17 protein-coding genes are annotated in these 18233 nt (G+C 64.1%); 6 read left to right on the plus strand and 11 right to left on the minus strand.

Annotated features, from left to right (window positions below; genetic code table 11):
• Positions 1 to 29: 29 nt before the first annotated feature.
• The 7 genes from ACVWY5_RS03520 to ACVWY5_RS03550 form a co-directional block, all read right to left on the minus strand.
• The gene (locus ACVWY5_RS03520; protein ID WP_028332991.1) at positions 30 to 1517 is read right to left on the minus strand and encodes a hypothetical protein; all 1488 of its coding nucleotides are present in this window, start codon (positions 1515 to 1517) and stop codon (positions 30 to 32) included.
• A 121-nt stretch (positions 1518 to 1638) separates the two neighbouring features.
• Entirely contained in the window at positions 1639 to 2745 is a 1107-nt protein-coding gene (locus ACVWY5_RS03525; protein WP_028332992.1) for a cellulase family glycosylhydrolase, read from the minus strand.
• A gap of 429 nt (positions 2746 to 3174) precedes the next feature.
• A complete protein-coding gene (locus tag ACVWY5_RS03530; RefSeq protein WP_028332993.1) occupies positions 3175 to 4122 on the minus strand; it encodes a DUF5996 family protein in 948 nt (315 codons plus the stop codon).
• A gap of 132 nt (positions 4123 to 4254) precedes the next feature.
• On the minus strand, positions 4255 to 5871 hold the full coding sequence (locus ACVWY5_RS03535; RefSeq protein ID WP_028332994.1) for a B12-binding domain-containing radical SAM protein: 1617 nt from the start codon (positions 5869 to 5871) through the stop codon (positions 4255 to 4257).
• A gap of 248 nt (positions 5872 to 6119) precedes the next feature.
• Positions 6120 to 6719, minus strand: a complete 600-nt coding sequence (gene wrbA / locus ACVWY5_RS03540) for an NAD(P)H:quinone oxidoreductase (RefSeq protein WP_028332995.1) — start codon at positions 6717 to 6719, stop codon at positions 6120 to 6122.
• An 89-nt stretch (positions 6720 to 6808) separates the two neighbouring features.
• A complete protein-coding gene (locus ACVWY5_RS03545) occupies positions 6809 to 7507 on the minus strand; it encodes a pirin family protein (RefSeq protein WP_028332996.1) in 699 nt (232 codons plus the stop codon).
• Between the two features lie 75 nt (positions 7508 to 7582).
• Positions 7583 to 8335, minus strand: coding sequence for an SDR family NAD(P)-dependent oxidoreductase (locus ACVWY5_RS03550; protein ID WP_028332997.1), 753 nt, complete (start codon positions 8333 to 8335; stop codon positions 7583 to 7585).
• Positions 8336 to 8452: 117 nt separating this feature from the next.
• On the opposite strand from ACVWY5_RS03550, the gene ACVWY5_RS03555 reads away from it, so the two are divergent.
• From ACVWY5_RS03555 to ACVWY5_RS03570, 4 genes are all read left to right on the plus strand, one after another.
• Positions 8453 to 9367 carry a LysR family transcriptional regulator gene (locus tag ACVWY5_RS03555; protein WP_016846155.1) on the plus strand — a complete coding sequence of 305 codons (915 nt, stop codon included), beginning with the start codon at positions 8453 to 8455 and terminating at the stop codon, positions 9365 to 9367.
• A gap of 172 nt (positions 9368 to 9539) precedes the next feature.
• Positions 9540 to 11981, plus strand: coding sequence for a Nal1-like putative serine protease (locus ACVWY5_RS03560; protein WP_051376053.1), 2442 nt, complete (start codon positions 9540 to 9542; stop codon positions 11979 to 11981).
• A 391-nt stretch (positions 11982 to 12372) separates the two neighbouring features.
• The gene (locus ACVWY5_RS03565) at positions 12373 to 13362 is read left to right on the plus strand and encodes a tripartite tricarboxylate transporter substrate binding protein (protein WP_028332998.1); all 990 of its coding nucleotides are present in this window, start codon (positions 12373 to 12375) and stop codon (positions 13360 to 13362) included.
• A 75-nt stretch (positions 13363 to 13437) separates the two neighbouring features.
• Positions 13438 to 13884, plus strand: coding sequence for a hypothetical protein (locus ACVWY5_RS03570; RefSeq protein WP_028332999.1), 447 nt, complete (start codon positions 13438 to 13440; stop codon positions 13882 to 13884).
• On the opposite strand, the gene ACVWY5_RS03575 is transcribed toward ACVWY5_RS03570, so the two are convergent.
• From ACVWY5_RS03575 to ACVWY5_RS03590, 4 genes are read right to left on the minus strand one after another with little or no spacing between them, the layout of a single operon-like run.
• Positions 13881 to 14354 (minus strand): YbaK/EbsC family protein, encoded by a 474-nt coding sequence (locus ACVWY5_RS03575; RefSeq protein ID WP_028333000.1) that lies wholly within the window; start codon positions 14352 to 14354, stop codon positions 13881 to 13883. The two genes, ACVWY5_RS03570 and ACVWY5_RS03575, sit on opposite strands and share 4 nt — an antisense overlap.
• 5 nt (positions 14355 to 14359) lie before the next feature.
• Complete coding sequence (locus ACVWY5_RS03580; protein ID WP_028333001.1) at positions 14360 to 15103, minus strand: haloacid dehalogenase type II; 744 nt, start codon at positions 15101 to 15103, stop codon at positions 14360 to 14362.
• Positions 15100 to 15939: a dienelactone hydrolase family protein gene (locus ACVWY5_RS03585; RefSeq protein WP_028333002.1), complete on the minus strand. Its 840-nt coding sequence runs from the start codon at positions 15937 to 15939 to the stop codon at positions 15100 to 15102. Before ACVWY5_RS03585 ends, ACVWY5_RS03580 begins: the two co-directional genes overlap by 4 nt.
• A gap of 36 nt (positions 15940 to 15975) precedes the next feature.
• Positions 15976 to 16860 (minus strand): amidohydrolase family protein, encoded by an 885-nt coding sequence (locus ACVWY5_RS03590; RefSeq protein WP_028333003.1) that lies wholly within the window; start codon positions 16858 to 16860, stop codon positions 15976 to 15978.
• Between the two features lie 452 nt (positions 16861 to 17312).
• Here ACVWY5_RS03590 and ykgO point away from each other — a divergent pair, with 452 nt between their 5' ends.
• Positions 17313 to 17438: a type B 50S ribosomal protein L36 gene (gene ykgO / locus ACVWY5_RS03595; RefSeq protein ID WP_002718645.1), complete on the plus strand. Its 126-nt coding sequence runs from the start codon at positions 17313 to 17315 to the stop codon at positions 17436 to 17438.
• Between the two features lie 123 nt (positions 17439 to 17561).
• Positions 17562 to 18230, plus strand: coding sequence for a tetratricopeptide repeat protein (locus ACVWY5_RS03600; RefSeq protein WP_051376054.1), 669 nt, complete (start codon positions 17562 to 17564; stop codon positions 18228 to 18230).
• Positions 18231 to 18233: the final 3 nt, after the last annotated feature.

Raw genomic sequence — 18233 nt, forward strand, 5'->3', positions numbered from 1 at the left:
CCTCGATCGCACTGCGACGAGGCCCCTCCTTATTGAGGAGCACTGTCGGTCGTAGAGACCTTCCGATCGTCGCCTTGCGTGCGCAGATGATGGCCGATCACGAGCCCGGTCAGGCACAGCAACAGCCCAAGTGCCGGCGGCGCAAACAGCGCCTCTTCCTGGAAGATGCCGTTCACCAGCACGACCATCGTGCCGAAGGCGGCGAGCCCCTGAATGAGGATTCCCGACGAGGCGTAGAGCCGCCAGGCCTTCAGCGCCATCGCCAGGAAGTAGCCAAGCGGCACCAGCGAGCCGATCCCCATCTGGTACAGCAGCACGCCGACGGCGCTCTCCACCGCGCCGTCCATCGTGCCGGCCGCCTGCGCGGCGTTCCAGTCGATCGAGAAATAACCTTCGGAGAGGTTGCCGCCGACGCCAAGTCCGCGGCCGATGGGATTCTGCCGAAAGCCGTCCCATCCGCCCATGAAGCCGATCACGTGGAAGTCGCCGATCTGGAGTCCGATATAGATCGCCGCGATGGCGTACAGCACGAGCCCGACCAGCGCGACGGCAAGGGTGACGGTTGCGCCGAGCAGCCACGTTGCCGTCCAGCCCAAGGCGACGAAGATGACCAGGATGAGCGCGCCTTTCACGCTGCAGCAAATCAGCAGCGGGATCGCAGCCAGCGCCAGCCAGCGATATCCGACCGCGAACAGGAACAGGATGGAGAAGGCGATTCCGTAACCGAAGCTGATCGGGCTCATATTCGGTCCGAAGATGCGCAGCAACGACGAGAGGCCGAGGTCCTCGAACAACGGGCTGTTGAGAAAACTGAAACGGAAGCGATCGATCAGATCCACCGGCACCCTGCCGGTTGCGCGCATCTCGGCTTCCCAGGATCCGGAGCGGCTCGCCTTGAGTTCGTCGAAGTGCCAGAACGTGTAGCCGTTGGTGATGGAGAGCCAGAAATCGCGGAACAGCAGTTCGACATATCCGCAGACGATCAACAGCGCGGCAACCGTCACCAGGAAGGACGTGATGCGGATCTCGAAGGTTGCGGCCGTCAGCAGCGATAGCTGAAACAGAAACAGCGGCAGCGCTATGTTGCGCAGATAGACGAGGGCCGCGTGCGAATCCTGCGTGGCGCCGAGCAGGAAATACGCCGTCACGGTTGCGAGCGTGATCAACCCCCATTTCATGATCCGGTCGATCTCGGCGGAATGTTTCCGCTCGTGCAGCGCATAGAGCGCCAGCGTGACCAGCCACATCACCGCGATGACCAGGAAATTATAGCCCTTGACGAAATCCATCTCCTGCTCGGTCGTCATGTAGGACGACAGGATCGAGACGAAGAGGTTCTGGAAGAAGATGATGAAGATGGCGATCGACGGCGCGTAGGCCGGCACCGCGAGCACGATGGCGCAGCCGATCAGACTTTCGACGACGATCGCGAGCCCGGCGTTGGCCGCCTGCATGATCGGCGCGAATGCGATCGATGCCACGGCGATGCCGAGTGCAGGAATCAGATCGCCGGCCAACAGCGGCCGCGGGGCTATCTCTGCTCGCACAGGCTCTGACCTAATGTGACCGGACGTGTGGGTGCCACACCGCATCGTCGATCTAGCCGCGCATTGTGTAAGAACCGGTTAACCAGATGGGTCAGCGTGTCCCGAGCAGGGCCCTCAGCGCCTCGCGGTCGACCTTGCCAGTGACCGGGTCGGCGAGGCCGAAGCCTTGCGACAGCTCCCAATGGGTCCAGCCCCAGCATTGTTGCCGGGCGTAGGCCGTCACGCCGGCGAGCCAGCGCAGCCGGCTGTCGCGCGGCGCTCCGGCCTTGAGCACACCGAATTCATTGATGATGATCGGCCGCGAATATTGCCGTTGCCAGGCGGCGGCAGGCTCGAGCCATTTGTCGATGCCGCGGTCGGGAATGGCGCGGTCCACCATCGCGAGCGCCTTGCGCTTGTCCAGCGCGGTGAGCTGATCCCGCAGCTGCTCAACCCTGGGATCGTCGGCGCGGACCGGATAGGGCAATCCGGTGACGTCGTGCAGCGGCTCACTCGGATCCCAATGGGCCTGATGGGTGAACACCATCGGATCATAGAAGTGGATGGCATAGACGACATTCGGATCGTCGAGCGGAGTGAAATCCGGCAGCGAATCCGCGCGCTGCCAGTTGACCGGACCGGTGACCAGCGTGGTCTGCGGCAGCAGGCCGCGAATGAAGCCGGCCAGTTCCCGGACTTCGCCCTGCCATTGCGCGGCCTCGACATCCGGCTCGTTCAACAGTTCCGCAAACACGCGGTCGGACGGATTGCGCTGCATGACCCGTGCGAGCTCGGTCCAGGCGCGCTTCATTTCGATCATCGCGCCGGGCGGATCGTCCTTGTGCAGCGCGTTGAAGCGCTCGCCGGAATGCAGATCGATCGACACCGCATAACCGAGCGCGAGCAGGGTCTTGAGCGCCGCATCGACGGTGCGCAGGCGGCTGTCGATCTCCGCTTTCGCGGCGAAGCGCGGCATGACGAAGTCGGCGGGCACCGGCAGCCGGATGTGGGTCATGCCGGCCTTGCGCAGCTCGAGCAGCAGGCCGCGGGGCGGCGCCGACCGCGGATCGGCGATCCAGCCGTCGGCATTGACGCCGCGTGACAGCGCCTCGAGCCGTTCGGCCGGGACACCTTCGATCAAGGCGGGGCAGGCCCGCGCGGCGACCGACAGCAGAATCGACGCGCTGACCGCGAAGGCAAGGATCGATGGCCGCGTCATGACCGATCAGCGTGCGATGGCTGTCGCGGGATCGTGACGGGTTGCGGGGCGCTCACGAATATACTGCCTGTTGTGTTCGAGTCGGCCGGGGTTGCGGGCGTCGTCTGAAAGATAGCTCGGCCAAGCAGCGATGCAGTAAAGACGTAACACGAAAGTTTAACTTATGCGCCTTCGGCGACTGTCCACGAGAATCGCAAATGCAGTGTTTGGTCGCGACCGCGCCGTGCTGGCGCTGCGTCACTCCGAAATTCTCAGCGCGGCTGAAGCAGGCGCTCGGCAAGGCGACCCCGTCGCGCGAAGAGGATTGAGCCGCCGGTGCGGCGCGCCGCTAAAGCGCGATGAGATTAGGTTGAATCGTCATCGCGCCTTAGCTCTTTGTTTGAGCATGATCTTTTCGGAAAACCGCTTCGCACTTTTCCGGATCATGCTTTAGATCCCTCGGACCATGCCCGGCTGGCCCGGTGCGCATTCCAGCGCAGCACGGTCCCAGTTCGCGTTGATGGCCGCGGCCTCATAGCTCGATTGCAGGAATTCGAGCAGCGCCTTGTCGGGGTCGGCAGCCGTCCGCACGGCGTCGTAGGGCAGGATGAATTCGCCAAGCGCCTCGCTGAAGAACGCAGCATCGGGCCGTACCGGCGTGCTGCGATAGCCCGCGGGTTCCGGATAGGCGTAGGAATAGAACGCGGGATAATCGATCGCGCCGCCGCCCGGCCAGAAGCCGGCGCTGCTGACCTCGTGCGAATAGGCTTCGTGCGCCACCTCATCGGGCAAATGGGGCACGCCGCCGGGATGCCGCGGAGCGGTTCTGCCGGAGAAGCGCGTCACCGCGAGATCGAAGCTGCCCCAGAAGAAATGCACCGGACTCGCCTTGCCGAGGAAGCCGGTCCGGAATTGCTTGAATACGCGGTCGCAGTTCACGAGGATCTGGTGAAACCTGTGCACGGCATCCGCGTCGTAGGACGCATGCTGCGTATCCTGCGAGAACCGGATCGGATCGGCGACTTCGTTCGGTATCTCGTCAATGGCGATGTCGATGCCGAGGTCCTTCAGATTGGTCATGACCGCCGCGTAGAAGCTTGCGACCGATTGACCGGCCAGCGTGAATTGCCGTTCGGTGCCGTCGCTGGTCGAGATGCGCAGCATGTGATCGATGAAATCGAAGTCGATCTGGAACGTGCGATCGCCGTCGGGGATCGGCGAGGTCGTCAGCCCGCGCGCCGTGACATAGAGCGTGACGTGCCAGGAGTGATTGAGCCAGGGCGACTTCACCAGCCGGATCTTGCCGGCGATCTGGGTGAAGAGCTGGAGCGTGGCACAGCTGTCGCGCCACGCCGCGGTCGGCAGTTCCGGCCAGCGGGTCTTCTGTGTGTTGGTCATGACAAAACCTCTGGGCTGCGCGACGTACAGTGTTTCTGCTATCACGACTTGATCGCGATGACCTTGGGGAACCGATCCTCTCGTTCCGCGCGACGTGCTCTGGTCGGCGAAGCGCACGAACGCGCTTTGCCGTCAAACCGCATGTAGGTTAGTTCGCGGCCCAAGCTCCGTGGCCCTCACCGGCGGCATATCGTCGAGGGCGGCAATCCGGCGGTCAATCTCACGGATCACGTGTTTCGAGAATGGCCCGAAATGCAAATACAGCGCCATCAACATCACGATGTAGCGAAGCGCGCCCGGATTGGACTTGGCGACCTCGACGAAGGTCTTCCAGAACGGTTCGCGGACCTCCGGCAAGGCACGCATGATCGTGTGCACGCCCTCGAGGCCGCCAAGCCTCTTGCGTATGTCGCCATCCGGCAGGTCGCGGCGCCGGTCGGACCGGTCGAGCATGGCGGCGAGCCGCGACAGCCGTCCTGCATAGGCCGTCGGGTTGAACACGTGCCCGAGCACGGCCTTGTAGTCCTCGAGGATGTCACGCAGCGGACGTATGGTGTCGAAATTGCAGCCGAGCGTGCATTGGTCGCCCGCCTGCTCGACCTTCATGAGATCATGGCCTTCGTGCAGGCGGCCTTCCTTCGCCAGCCGCCGCGTCAGCTGCGTGCCCGGCAGTGCATAGAGCAGTCCAACCATGCAGACTGGAATGCTCGCCTCCTCGATGAAGTCGATCATCGCGTGCCCCATCGAGGCTTTCTCGGTATCGAACCCGACGATGAAGCCCGCGGTGACGAACATGCCGTAGCCATAGATCTTGTGAATGCATTCGGCGATGTCGCGCCGGGTGTTCTGCTTCTTCTTCATCTGCACGAGGGTCTCCGGATCCGGGCTCTCAATGCCGACGAAAATCCCGAAGAAGTTCGCGTCCTTCATCGCCTGCAACAGCTCGCTGTCGTCAGCGATATTGATCGAGGCTTCCGTCGAAAACTCGAACGGATAGTCTCGCTCCTCCAGCCACGCTTTGAGCTGCGGCAGCAGGATGCGGAGGTTTTTCTTGTTCCCGATGAAGTTGTCGTCGACGAAATCGACATGTCCGCGATAACCGCGATCGTAGAGCGCTTGCAACTCAGCGAGAATTTGATCGGGGGTCTTGGTGCGCGGCACACGACCATACAGCTCGATAATATCGCAGAACTCGCAGGTGAACGGGCAGCCACGCGAATATTGCACGCCAATGAAGAGATAGTGGTCGAAATTGATCAGGTCATAGCGGGGCATCGGGCTTAGCGTGACGTCGATCTTGAATTTCTCGGCGACGAACACGCCCTTGCGCTCTCCACTTTCCCAGGCGGCGACAAATTGCTGAATGATTTGTTCTGCCTCACCGATCACCTGGAAGTCCGCGTCGGCGTAAAGATGCGGGCTGGAGGAGACGTCAGGTCCGCCGACACATACCGGCTTGCCGTGCCGGTGTGCGAGATCGATCAGGTGGAGAAAATCAGGCTGCTGGTTGAGCATGCCGCCGATCATGACAAGATCGGCCGAGTCGAGATCGGCGTCCGTCAAGGGCTCGGTGTTACGGTTGACGAGGCGAATATCCCAATGCTTCGGCAGCATGGCGGCGACGGTGATCAGTCCGAGTGGCGCCGCCGGATACTTCGCATCGACGAGTTCACAAGCTTCCGTGTAGTTCCAGAAGGAGTCTTGAACGAACTTCGGATAGATCATTAGGACGCGACAGGGAACCGTCATGTTGCTCCGGCCTGGATATTGACGCGCACGATGACACGCGGCTTGTCGCCGCTCAAGGGCTCGATTCGCGGCCAATTGTCAGGCGATCTTGGGCATGGACGCCTATTACGTCGATTATCGGCCTTTCTTGGCGTCTCTTGGCGTCTCTCGGCGTTCGAGCAGCGATCGCTCTTGCGCCGTTGTCCGGCAACGACGTCGCGACTTAGGTAGGGGCGGCAATCGCGAACGAGAATGCCGCCCCCATCGCATCAGCCGTGAAGTTTCCTCGCGGTCTCCGCGACCGCGCGGCCCTGATAGCGGGCGCCGGCGAGTTCGTTCTCGCTCGGCTGGCGGCTGCCGTCGCCGCCGGTGATCGTGGTTGCGCCGTAGGGCGCGCCGCCGGTGACCTCGTCGAGCTTCATCTGGCCGGCGAAGCCGTAGTTCAGCCCGACCACCGTCATGCCGAAATGCAGGAGGTTGGTGATGATCGAGAACAGCGTGGTCTCCTGGCCGCCATGCTGGGTCGCGCTCGAGGTGAAGGCGCCGCCGACCTTGCCGTGCAGCGCGCCCTTTGCCCAGAGGCCGCCGGCCTGGTCGAGGAAGTTGGCCATCTGCGAGGCCATGCGGCCGAAGCGGGTGCCGGTGCCGACGATGATCGCATCGTAATTGGCGAGATCGTCGATCTTGGCGATCGGCGCGGCCTGGTCGAGCTTGTAGTGCGAGGCCTTGGCGACTTCGGCCGGCACCAGCTCGGGGACGCGCTTGATGTCGACGGTGGCGCCGGCTTCGCGCGCGCCTTCCGCGACGGCATTCGCCATGGCTTCGATGTGACCGTAGGCGGAGTAATAGAGAACGAGAACCTTGGCCATGATGGCCTCCTTTGGGTTTGAGGTAGGGGAAGATGATTTGGGGAGGGGCATGCGCGGACGTCGGTCCGCGCATGCAGGGTGAGTGGTGATCAGGCCGCGTCGACCAGCACGAGCTCGGCATCCTCGAGCGCGGTGATCTTCAGCGTGGCTTCGTCGCGGATCGCGGCGCCGTCGCGCGCATTGACGCGCACGCCGTTGACCTCGATGCTGCCGGCCGCCGGCACCAGATAGAGGTGACGGGCCTTGTCGGCAGCGTATTCCGCGCTCTCGCCGGCCTTCAGCGTGGTGGCGAGCACCCGCGCATTGGCGCGGATCGGCAGCGCGTCATTGTCGCCGTCGATGCCCGAGGCGATGGTGACGAGCTTGCCCGAACGGTCCGCCTTCGGGAACGGCTTGGAGCCCCAGGTCGGCTGGCCGCCCGTCGTCGTCGGCTCGATCCAGATCTGGAAGATCTTGGTCTTCGCCGGCTCCAGATTGTACTCGGAGTGACGGATGCCGCTGCCGGCGCTCATCACCTGGACGTCGCCGGCTTCGGTACGTCCCTTGTTGCCGAGCGAATCCTGGTGCGTGATCGCGCCTTCGCGAACATAGGTGATGATCTCCATGTTGGCGTGCGGATGCGCCGGGAAGCCGGAGTTGGGCGCGATCTCATCGTCGTTCCACACGCGCAGCGCGCCGTGGCTGACATTGTCGGGATCGTAGTAGCTCGCGAACGAGAAGTGGTGCTTGGCCTTCAGCCAGCCGTGGTCGGCACCGCCGAGCTTTGCGAATGGTCTGAGTTCGATCATGGTCATTCCCCTTGATGTCGATGTTGAGGAGCGGGCCGGGCGCTCTGCGCCCGGCGTCTCCAGAAAATTTTGCGATCAGGCGCCGAAGCCGCCGTCGACGTTGAGCACGGTGCCGGTCACGAACGACGCTTCCGGGCTCGCCAGGAACACGACGCCTGCCGCGACTTCTTCGGGGCGGCCGAAGCGCTGCAGCGCATGCTGCAGGCGTTGCGTCTCGGCAAACTCGCCACCGTCCTTCGGGTTCATGTCGGTGTCGATCGAGCCGGGCTGCACCACATTTACCGTGATGCCGCGTGGTCCGAGGTCGCGCGCCGCGCCCTTGGTGTAGCCGACGACGGCCGCCTTGGTGGCGACGTAGTCGGCAAGGCCTGGGAACGAGGCGCGATCCGCCAGCATGGAGCCGACGGTGACGATGCGGCCGCCTTCGCCCATCAGCTTGGAGGCGGCGCGGATCGCGGTGATCACGCCGTCGATGTTGATCGCCTCCTGGCGGGCGAGCGTCGCAGTGTCGGCCTCGGGATCGTCGACCGCGCCGCCCGATGCGACACCCGCATTGTTGACCAGGATGTCAAGCCGGCCAAAATCCTTGGCGACAGTCTTCACCAGCTGATCGACATCGGATGACGAGGCCTGGTCGGCCTTGTAGGCGCGGGCGTTGACGCCCTTGCCCTTCAACTCGGCGACGACGGCCTCGGCCTTCTCGGGAGAGGCGACGTAGCTGATCGCGACGCTCGCACCTTCCGCGGCGAGTGCACGCGCGCTGGCTGCGCCGATGCCGCGCGAACCGCCGGTGACGAGGGCAACCTTGCCTGTGAGCTTCTTGGTCATTGGATTTCTCCATTGATTGAATTTCGATGACCCTTGGATATGCCTCCGGCTGTGGTATAGAAATAGAAACTATTGAAACTCATTGTTTCCAGTATTGAGCAATCAGGACAGCGGCCCATGTCGAAACTGCCGGACTTCGAGGCGCTCGCGATCTTCGCAAAAGTCGTGGAATTACGTTCATTTGCGGCGGCCGCGACCGAGCTCTCGCTGTCCAAGGCGACGGTGTCCAAGGCGGTCAGCCGGCTGGAGGAGCGGCTCGGCGCCCGGCTGTTCAACCGCACCTCGCGGCGGCTGGCGCTGACCGATGCCGGCCAGAAATTGTCGGAGCGCGCCGCGCGCCTGCTCGCCGATGGCGAGGCCGCCGAGAACGAGGCGCTGGCGCAATCGACCACGCCGCGCGGCCTGGTGCGGCTCGCGGTGCCGATGAGTTTCGGCATCAAGACGGTGGCGCCGCTGCTGCCGGAATTCATGGAGGCCTATCCGGAGGTTTCGATCGACCTGCACCTGAGCGATGCCACGGTCGACCTGATCGGCGAGGGCTTCGACGCCGGCCTGCGCATCGCGCGGCTGCCGGATTCATCGCTGATCGCGCGGCGGCTGTGCGGCATGCCGCGCTACACGGTGGCCGCGCCGTCCTATCTGAAGCGCCACGGCCGGCCGACCCATCCGATGCATCTCGCCGAGCACAAATGCTTCGGCTACGCCTATCTCTCGACCCAGGGCGTCTGGCACTACACCAATGCGTCAGGCGAGCAGGCGAGCGTGCGTCCCGCCGGCCAGCTCCGGGTCAACAACGGCGAGGCGGTGATGCCCGCGCTGCTCGCCGGTCTCGGCATCGCCGATCTGCCCGACTTCATCGTCGGCGATGCGATCGCGCGCGGCGAGGTCGAGGTGATCCTGAAGGGCTGGAAGCAGCCCGAGGGCGCCGTGCATCTCGTCACCCCGCCCGGCGGCCCGCGGCCCGCCCGCGTCGAGGTGCTGGCGGATTTCCTGGCGAAGCATTTCGCCAAAGGCCGCGCGCAGCGGAAATAGAAATCCGCACGCGGACCGGTGGAAGGACATCCGCCCCGCCCCGTCACATTCGTGTCATCCCTTTTAAATTGTATAACTTATGTGAACTAACCCATGATCGTGGGCTGCCGCGATCGTCTATTTCTGCGTCCTGGACCGGTGTTGCCGCAAAGCGCATTTTCGGAGGAACCAGATGATTGATCTGACCAAGCACGATTTCACGTCATTGTCGGTGAAGGACCTGCTCGATGCCCGCGAGGCCTATCACGTGCATCTGGCACATCTGCAATCGGTCTATGCCACGGCGATCGGCCGCTATCTGATCCGGGACAACGACCGCAACGCGACGGAAAGAAAGGCGCACTCCAAGCCGCAGGCGCTCGGTCCGCGCACGCTGTTCAATTCGTCGGTCAAGGATTGGTCGTGGCCCTGCATCCTCGTCTTCGTCCGCGACTGGATGAAGCGCTCCGAGCTGAAAAACCATCCCGAGAAGCAGGACCAGCTGGTACCTCCGTTCCTCTATCTGCCGGACGGTCGCGTCGTGCCCACCTGCGTCGTCAAGGTCGATCCGAACGAGGGCAGCCCCGGCACCGTCGATCCGCCGGTGTTCAGGAGCGATCTGGTCGGCGGCGGCTTTCCGGTACAGACCATGATCCAGGGCAAGATCCACCGCGGCTCGATCGGCTGTCTCGTCACCAACGGCGAGACGGTGTTTGCGCTCTCCAACCGTCACGTGGTCGGCGCCGCCGGCCGCGAGATCTTCGCCGGCTTCAAGAACACCGATCGCCGCCTCGGCGTCAGTGATGCGCTGCAACTCGGCAAGCGCGCCTTCAGCGAGGTCTATCCCGGCTGGCCCGGCTCGCGCGTGGTGGCCAATCTCGATGCCGGCCTGATCCGCGTCGATGACGTCAAGGGCTGGACCGCGCAGGTTTACGGCGTCGGCCAGGTCGGCGACGTCGTCGACCTCAATGTCGGCACCTTCCGTCTCGACATCATCAACCAGCCGCTGATCGCGTTCGGTGCGACCAGCGGATTGATGAAGGGCAAGATCCTCGGCCTGTTCTATCGCTACAAGACCGTCGGCGGCATGGAATATGTCAGCGATTTCGTGATCGGCCCGCGCGACGGCGACACGCCGCTCAACAATTATCCCGGCGACTCCGGCACGGTCTGGTTTGTCGACGATCCGGACGCCAAGAAGAACGCCAGCGGCGCGCGGATCCTCAGCCCCCTGGCGCTCGAATGGGGCGGCCAGGAATTGTTCGGATCGAGCGGCAAGGTCCCGATGCAGGTCGCGCTCGGCATCTGCATGTCGACACTGTGCCGCGAGCTCGATGTCGAGTTGATCGGCGACTGGAATGCCGGTCACACCGAGTATTGGGGCGAATGGGGCCACGTCAAGATCGGTGCCTACGCGACCGGTCTGATCGATGCGAAGCTGCCCAAGCTCGCCACCATGATGGACGCCAATTCCGACAATATCGGCCTCGACGACAAGCTGCTCGCCGACCTCAAGCCGCATCAGCGAGGCACATTCTCGCCGCTGGCCGATGTCGCCGACCTGGTCTGGCGTTTCACCCGGCACACCGACGAAAGCAACCACTTCGCCGACATGGACAAGCCGGGCAGGAACGGCAAGACGCTGCTCGATCTTTGCGCGGAGTCGACGCGCAACGTCGATCCGAAGGTCTGGAACGACTATTACGAAGGGATCGGCGAGGACCGGCGCGGCGCGCTGCCGTTCCGGGTCTGGCAGATTTTCGACGAGATGGTCGAGTACGCCGCCGCCAACAAGAAGCTGGAGTTCGTGTGCGCCGCGGGCATCGTCGCACATTACATCGGCGATGCCTGCCAGCCGCTGCACATCTCGCAATTCCACCATGGCCTCGATCCGAACGACAAGGCGCACGCCAAGGTGCACAGCGTGTACGAGACCACGATGATCGGCCGCCACGGCAAGGATCTCATCAAGATGATCCCTGACGCCAGGACCAGCGACGTCGCGGAGATTGCTCCGGGCGGCACGCCGACCGGCCGCGACGCAGCGGTTGCCGTGGTCGCACTGATGCAGCGAACCGTGAAGCGGCTGCCGCCGATGACCATCGTCAACCTGTTCAATTCGCATATGGGCAGCGGACAGGTCGAGGCGCTGTGGTCGAAGCTGAAGGACGCCACCGCGGCCTGCATGCAGGACGGTGCCAAGACCCTGGCCCGGGTCTGGGAAGCGGCCTGGCGCGCCGGCGCGGGCGAGGACCGCGGGCAGGGCGGCAAGTTCGATCAGGACAGTTTGAGCAAGCTCTACAACGACCCCAGCTTCCTGCCGGCGTTCCCGCTCCAGCAGCTCACACTGGATGCCGACGACCACCTCGTTCCGATCGGAGGCAGCAGCGGCGCCGCAGCGCGACAACCGCGCGACGCGCGCGTCCGCAAGCAGCGAAGAAGGCCGCCAGGAAAGCTGCGAGGGAAACGGCCAGGAAGGCGCCGAAGAAGGCGGTGGCGCGCAAGCGGCCGGCCGCAGCTGCTCCGGTCCGACGCGCAGCCGCCAGCAAGAAGACCGCGACCAAGCGCGGCGCGGCCAGCAAGCGGTCGGTCGGAAAGACCCGCAAGGCGGCGCGCAAGCGTTAGAGCAAGATGATTTACACCGCATCGCGCAGCGGATTCAGCTTTACCTCGCCCCGTGTGCGGGGAGAGATCGGAACGCATCGTTAGATGCGTTCCGGGTGAGGGGGAGCCTCCACAAGTCCAGCTGTCGCCGTTTACGCGGAGGCAGCCCCTCACCCCAACCCTCTCCCTGTAAGAACAGGGAGAGGGAGCACAGCGCCGTCGTTATTCGATCGAATCTCAGCATGCACTCGGCCCGACCCGCCCGGCTCGATCTTCCCCATAAGTCAGCCCGCGTCGGACGCGGCAGCGGGACGCTTGAGATCAGAGCTCCGCTCCTGCACGATGCGACCAAGCCGCGGCTCTGACCCCGGTATCGCGATCGGTTGCGATCGCCAAAAAAGATGATTGGGGAGAAACTCTCGATGAATCGCCGCGAACTCCTGCGCGCCGTTGCCGCATTGCCGCTTGCGCAGGCTGCGCTCGCCAAGCCAGCGTTTGCGCAAGGCGCCTATCCCAACCGCAACATCACGATGATCGTGCCGTTTCCGGCCGGCGGCCAGGCCGACCTTGCGGCGCGGCCGGTGGCGCTCGCGCTGGAGCGTATCCTCGGCAAGCCCGTGATCGTCGACAATCGCGCCGGCGGAGCAGGCGGATCGATCGGCAATGCGCAGGCAGCGCGCGCCGAGCCCGATGGCTACACGCTGCTGATGACGCTGTCCTCGCTCGCAGTGCTGCCGGAGGCCGACCGGCTGTTCGATCGTCCGGTGGCTTATGAGGTGTCGCAGTTCGCGCCGATCGCGCGCGTGCTTGCCGACCCGACGCTGCTGGCGGTGCCGGCCTCGGCGCCGTGGAAGACGCTGCAGGAATTCGTCGACGACGCGAAGAAACGCCCGGGACAGATCCCCTACGGCTCGTCCGGTCCGTACGGCACGCTGCATGTCGCGATGGAGATGTTCGCGGCGAGCGCAGGAATAAAGCTGCTGCACGTGCCGTTCCGCGGCGCAGGCCCGGCGCTCACCGCGCTGCTCTCCGGCACCGTGCAGGCATTGGCGTCGGCCCCGGGCACGCTCAAGCAGCAGGTCGAGGACGGCAAGATGCGCGTTCTCGCCAATTGGGGCGCCGAGCGGATCGCGAGCTTCCCCAATCTGCCGACCTTCAAGGAACTCGGCTACAAGGACGTCGAGTTCTACATCTGGGCGGGACTGTTCGCGCAGTCAGCGCTGCCGATGCCGATCATGGACCGGTTGCGCGCGGCGATGGCCGATGCCGTGAAGGCGCCGCAGGTAATCAAGACCTTCGAAACCGCGGGCAGTCCTGTCGCTTATATGGACGCGCCGGCGTTCTCAAAATTTGTTGCAGACGACAGCGCGCGGTTGATCGCGGCGGTGAAGAAGATCGGCAAGGTCGAGTAGGGAACTCCCGGGACAAACTCTCTTCACTTTTAGTTGTCCGCGCGAACGATCCTTGGCCGCATTCATTGGGCAGCTTTGGAGCAAATCGCGGCGCGGGAACATGCGCGCGCGGGCCAGTATCTGGAACAACGGGAGCCCGACATGCGATCGCAGCGGATCGTCATGAGCCTTGCAATAGCGATCGGCGGAGCTGTCACGGCAACGGCCGCCATCGCCGAGGAGTATCGGGGAACCTGGGAACAGCAGATGGCGTGCACACCGGACGTGTGGCGGCTCTGCAGCGACCAGGTGCCCGACGTGCAGCGCATCGTGGCATGCCTGCGGCAGAACACGCCGCAACTTTCCAACAGTTGTCGTGCCGTGTTCGAATCAAACGCGCAACAGTCGCAGACACAGGGGCGAGCCCAACAGCCGCAAGCGCAGGGCCGCGCGCCGCAGCAGCCGCAGATGCAGCAGCGGCCGCGCGCACCACAGCCGATGCAGCCGGCGCCATCGCGGCCGCCGTTCGACGATGAAGACTAGTCCCCAGGTCTGACTTCGCAGACGTCGACCCATTCGGCCGCAGTCAGCTCCGCCATCCTGTCGGGCGTGATGCGGACCGCGCTGTGGGTCGAGCCTGCCGCCGGCACCACGACATCGAACGCCTTCAGCGATACGTCGCAATAGACCGGCAGCGGCGTCTTCAGCCCGAACGGGCAGACGCCGCCGACCTCGTGGCCGGTGATGTCGGCGACCTCGTCGAGGCCGAGCATCTTCGGCTTGCCGCCGAACGCCGCCTTCACCTTCTTGTTGTCCATTCGCGCCGTCCCGGCGGCGACGATCAGCACTACGCGGTCGCCGACCCGCAGGCTCAGCGTCTTGGCGATCCGCGCCGGCTCGACGCCATAGGCCTCCGCCGCCAGCACGACGGTCGCGGAGCTCGTGGTGGATTCGATCACGGAGATTTCGGGCGCCTTCTCGGCGAAGAAGGCGCGGACGGACTCGAGGCTCATGTCGTTCAGGACCTTGCAGACACCAGGGCGGGAAGTTCGGAGAGACCGTGGATCCGGTGATCGGGCACGACGCCGAGCTCGTCCATCTGGGTACGTAGCGTCTTGAACATCGTCAATGGGGCGACCGTCTCGCTTTCGACGCAGGCCAGCGCCATCGCCTGCGGCGTCACCCGCTCGATCCATGCGACGTTGAGGCCGAACGACTTGGCACCGCAGGCGTCCCACGGATTGGAGGAGATGAACAGCACCTCCGCCGGCGGTACTTTCAGCACCTCCTCGATCAGCGTGTAGGCCTCGGGCGCCGGCTTGAACACCTTGTGGGCGTCGACGCTGATGGTCGCGTCGAGCACGCGGTCGAGCCCTGAATTGCGCACCAGCGCATTCAGCATGTCAGGGCTGCCGTTGGACAGGATCGCGAGCTTCTTGTCCTTCATCGCCTCGAGCGCGCCGACCGCATCCGGATACAGCGCCAGATGCTGATATTTGTCGATGATGCGGGCGAAGGTCGCCGCGTCGTATTGCAGGCCGAGGCAGCGCAGCGTGTAGGCGAGGGAATCGCGAGTCACGATGGCGAAATCCTGGTAGCGCCGCATCAGCGAACGCAGCCAGGAGTATTCGAGCTGCTTGATGCGCCAGATCTGAGTGATGATGTCGCCGTAGCCGGGAAACGCATCCTCGGTGACGTCGGCCACCGACTGGACGTCGTAGAGCGTGCCGTAGGCGTCGAAGACGATTGCCTTGATGGTCATTGTGATCTCTCTTGCCCGCCGATTGTCGCATACAGGAATTTCCTGAGTGCGTCGATGGATTGATCCCTGGCCACCTCGTTGAATTCGAGGTGATGACCCAGCATCTGCACCGGCGTGCTGTAATGCGGCACGTCGAAACCGTGATAGGCGCCGGGATAGACAATCAGCTCGATCGGGTGTCCCGCACTATTCTGCCGGGAGATGCCGTAGTCGTCGCGGCCCTCGGCCAGGGTCCGGCACTCCTTGGCCGGCGTCCAGTCGTCGAGCTCGCCGACCATGATCAGCGTCGGCACCGTCATGTCGCCCTTGATGCTGAGGCAGGGTGGGTAGAACGCGACGGCCGCGCGGAATTTCTCTGCCGCGTTATGTTCGATCGCGCCACGCTCGACCGAGAGCAGGGCGAGCCAGGCGCCTTGCGAGAACCCGACCACCGCGACGCGATCTGGATCGACCGCCGATTGCCGCGCGAGATAGCTCAGCGCACGATAGGCGTCATGGACGGTTGCGGCCGGCGCGCCGCCCGTGCAGGCGCTGGTGATGCCGCGCGGCCCAAACCGGTCGACCGTGAGCGTGACATAGCCCCAGGCCGCCAGCCGCTTGCCCCAGCGCTCGTCGAGTTGCTTGAAGAAGCCGCCGCAGCCGTGCAGCAGCACCACGGCGGGTGAGGGGCCCGGTCCATCGGGTGTTCGCAGATAGCCTTGCAGCGGCTGCGCACTTGCAAGCGGGCTCTCGAATTCGACGAACGCGGGCGGCTGCCCGCCGCGTGCCGCGCAGTAGAGCCCTGCGCTTCCGATCAGGAGTGCGGAGAGGGTGGCAAGTCCGGTGAAGTTCGTCATGAACCACCTCCGAAGCTTGCCGCCGACAATACTCCCTTAGATCCCCAAAATCTTCCGCGCGTTGGCCTTCAGGACCTTCGGCCGGATCTCCTCGCGGATGTCGAGCTTGGCGAAGTCGGCGAGCCAGCGGTCCGGCGTGATCACCGGCCAGTCTGAGCCGAACAGCATCTTGTCCTGCAGGATCGAGTTGATGTAGCGCACCAGGATCGGCGGGAAGTATTTCGGCGACCAGCCGGACAGGTCGATATAGACGTTCGGCTTGTGGGTCGCGACCGACAGCGCCTCTTCCTGCCAGGGGAAGGAAGGATGTGCGAGGATGATCTTGAGGTCGGGGAAATCGGCCGCGACGTCGTCCATGTACATCGGGTTGGAATATTTCAGCCGCATCCCCATGCCGCCCGGCATGCCCGAGCCGACGCCGGTCTGGCCGGTGTGGAACAGCGCGATCGCGCCGCCGTCATTGATGGCTTCATAGAGCGGATAGGCCATGCGGTCATTGGCGTAGAAGCCCTGCATGGTCGGGTGGAATTTGAAGCCGCGGACACCGTATTCCTCGATCAGCTTGCGTGCCTCGCGGACGCCGAGCTTGCCCTTGTGCGGGTCGATCGAGACGAACGGGATCAGCACGTCGAGATGGTCGGAGGCGACCTCGAGCATTTCGTAATTGTTGTAGCGGCGGAAGCCGGTCTCGCGCTCGGCGTCGACCGGGAAGATCACGGCGGCGATGTTCTTGGCGCGGTAGTAGGCGGCGGTCTCCGGCACGGTCGGCGGATGCTTGTGCGGCGACTTGAAGTAGTCGGCCATCTGCGCCTGGAAATCGTCATAGCCGTCGTCGCCATGCATGCCGCACGGCTCCTCGGCGTGGGTGTGGATGTCGATCGCTGTGACCTTTTCGATATCGGGCAGTTTGAGCTTGGGCATTCGGCTTCCCCGGCGGCGTGTTCATTGGTGATGGAAAATAATTATATGATATAACGATTTTCGCAAGCGCCGAGGGGATATGGTCGCGCGCCGAGCTCAAAACGACACGAGGTCCGGTCATGGGCGGGCGCGAGGAGGACGAAAGCGCGATTCGGCGGCCGTGACGCCATGGTCAAAGAGAGATGGCGGGTCGCGTCGTTGGTCCGGATAATTGTGGTCGTCGCCGTTTCCGAAGCGATCTCAATGGCGTGGCGCGGTGCCTTGGGCGGGTTCCCGGCCAGAACAGGCCCGAAAATCGGCCCGTCTCGGTTGACATTTAACGGTCCGATGGCTTAGAACGCGGCCGTCCCGGGCGGCAGGCCGCTTATCGGGATAAATCCCATTTTGCCAAATATTGGCATTGATCAGGTACGGCCTCCAACACGGGCCTTTCGAAGTAACAGGATTGTCCCATGAAGGTCCGTAACTCGCTCAAGTCGCTGCGCGGCCGCCATCGCAACAACCGTCTGGTTCGCCGCAAGGGCCGCGTCTACGTGATCAACAAGGTCCAGCGCCGCTTCAAGGCGCGCCAGGGTTGATCCGACAAATCTGATCGACAAGGCTGATCCCGCCCGGATCGCCGGCCGATTCCGATCACTCCTTCACAGGTCTTTGACGCCGCGCTGCTTTGCAGTGCGGCGTTGTGCGTCTAGACTTCGGCCATGGGATTAAAGCTCGGATTCAAGTTCCTGGGACCCACCAACCGCTGGCTGGCGATCCTGATCGCCGCGCTTCTGGCCATGCCTGTTGCAGCCGTCGCGCAGGACGATCCGCGGGTGGTCCCGCCGCCCAGGGCCCAGAAAAAACTACCTGAGGCTCCGACCAAGCTGCCGAAGGTGCCGGCCGACCGGACCCGCGGGCTGGATTTCCTGTTCGGCGCGCTGAAGGCCGCGCCCGACGAGGATAGTGCCCGGCATGTCGAGGCGCGGATCTGGGCGCTGTGGCTGCAAACCCCGAGCGATACCGCGGCGCTGTTGATGGTGCGTGCCAAGGCGGCGATCGACGCCCAGAATGTCGATGTCGCGCTGAAGCTGCTGGACGCGGTGATCAAGCTCCGCCCCGACTATGTCGAGGCCTGGAACCGGCGTGCGACGATCTACTACTTGAAGAACGATTACGTTCGTTCGCTGGGAGACCTGCAGCAGGTGCTGACCCGCGAACCCCGCCATTTCGGCGCGCTGGCGGGCGTCGGCATGATCATGCAGGACATGGGCGACGACAAGCGTGCGCTCGACGCCTTCCGCAAGGCGCTGGCTGTCGATCCCTACCTCGAGAAGGTGCCGCAGATCGTCAAGCAGCTGACCGAAAAGGTCGAAGGCCGCGATATCTGATTG

The organism is Bradyrhizobium sp. USDA 3256 (genome assembly GCF_054058275.1).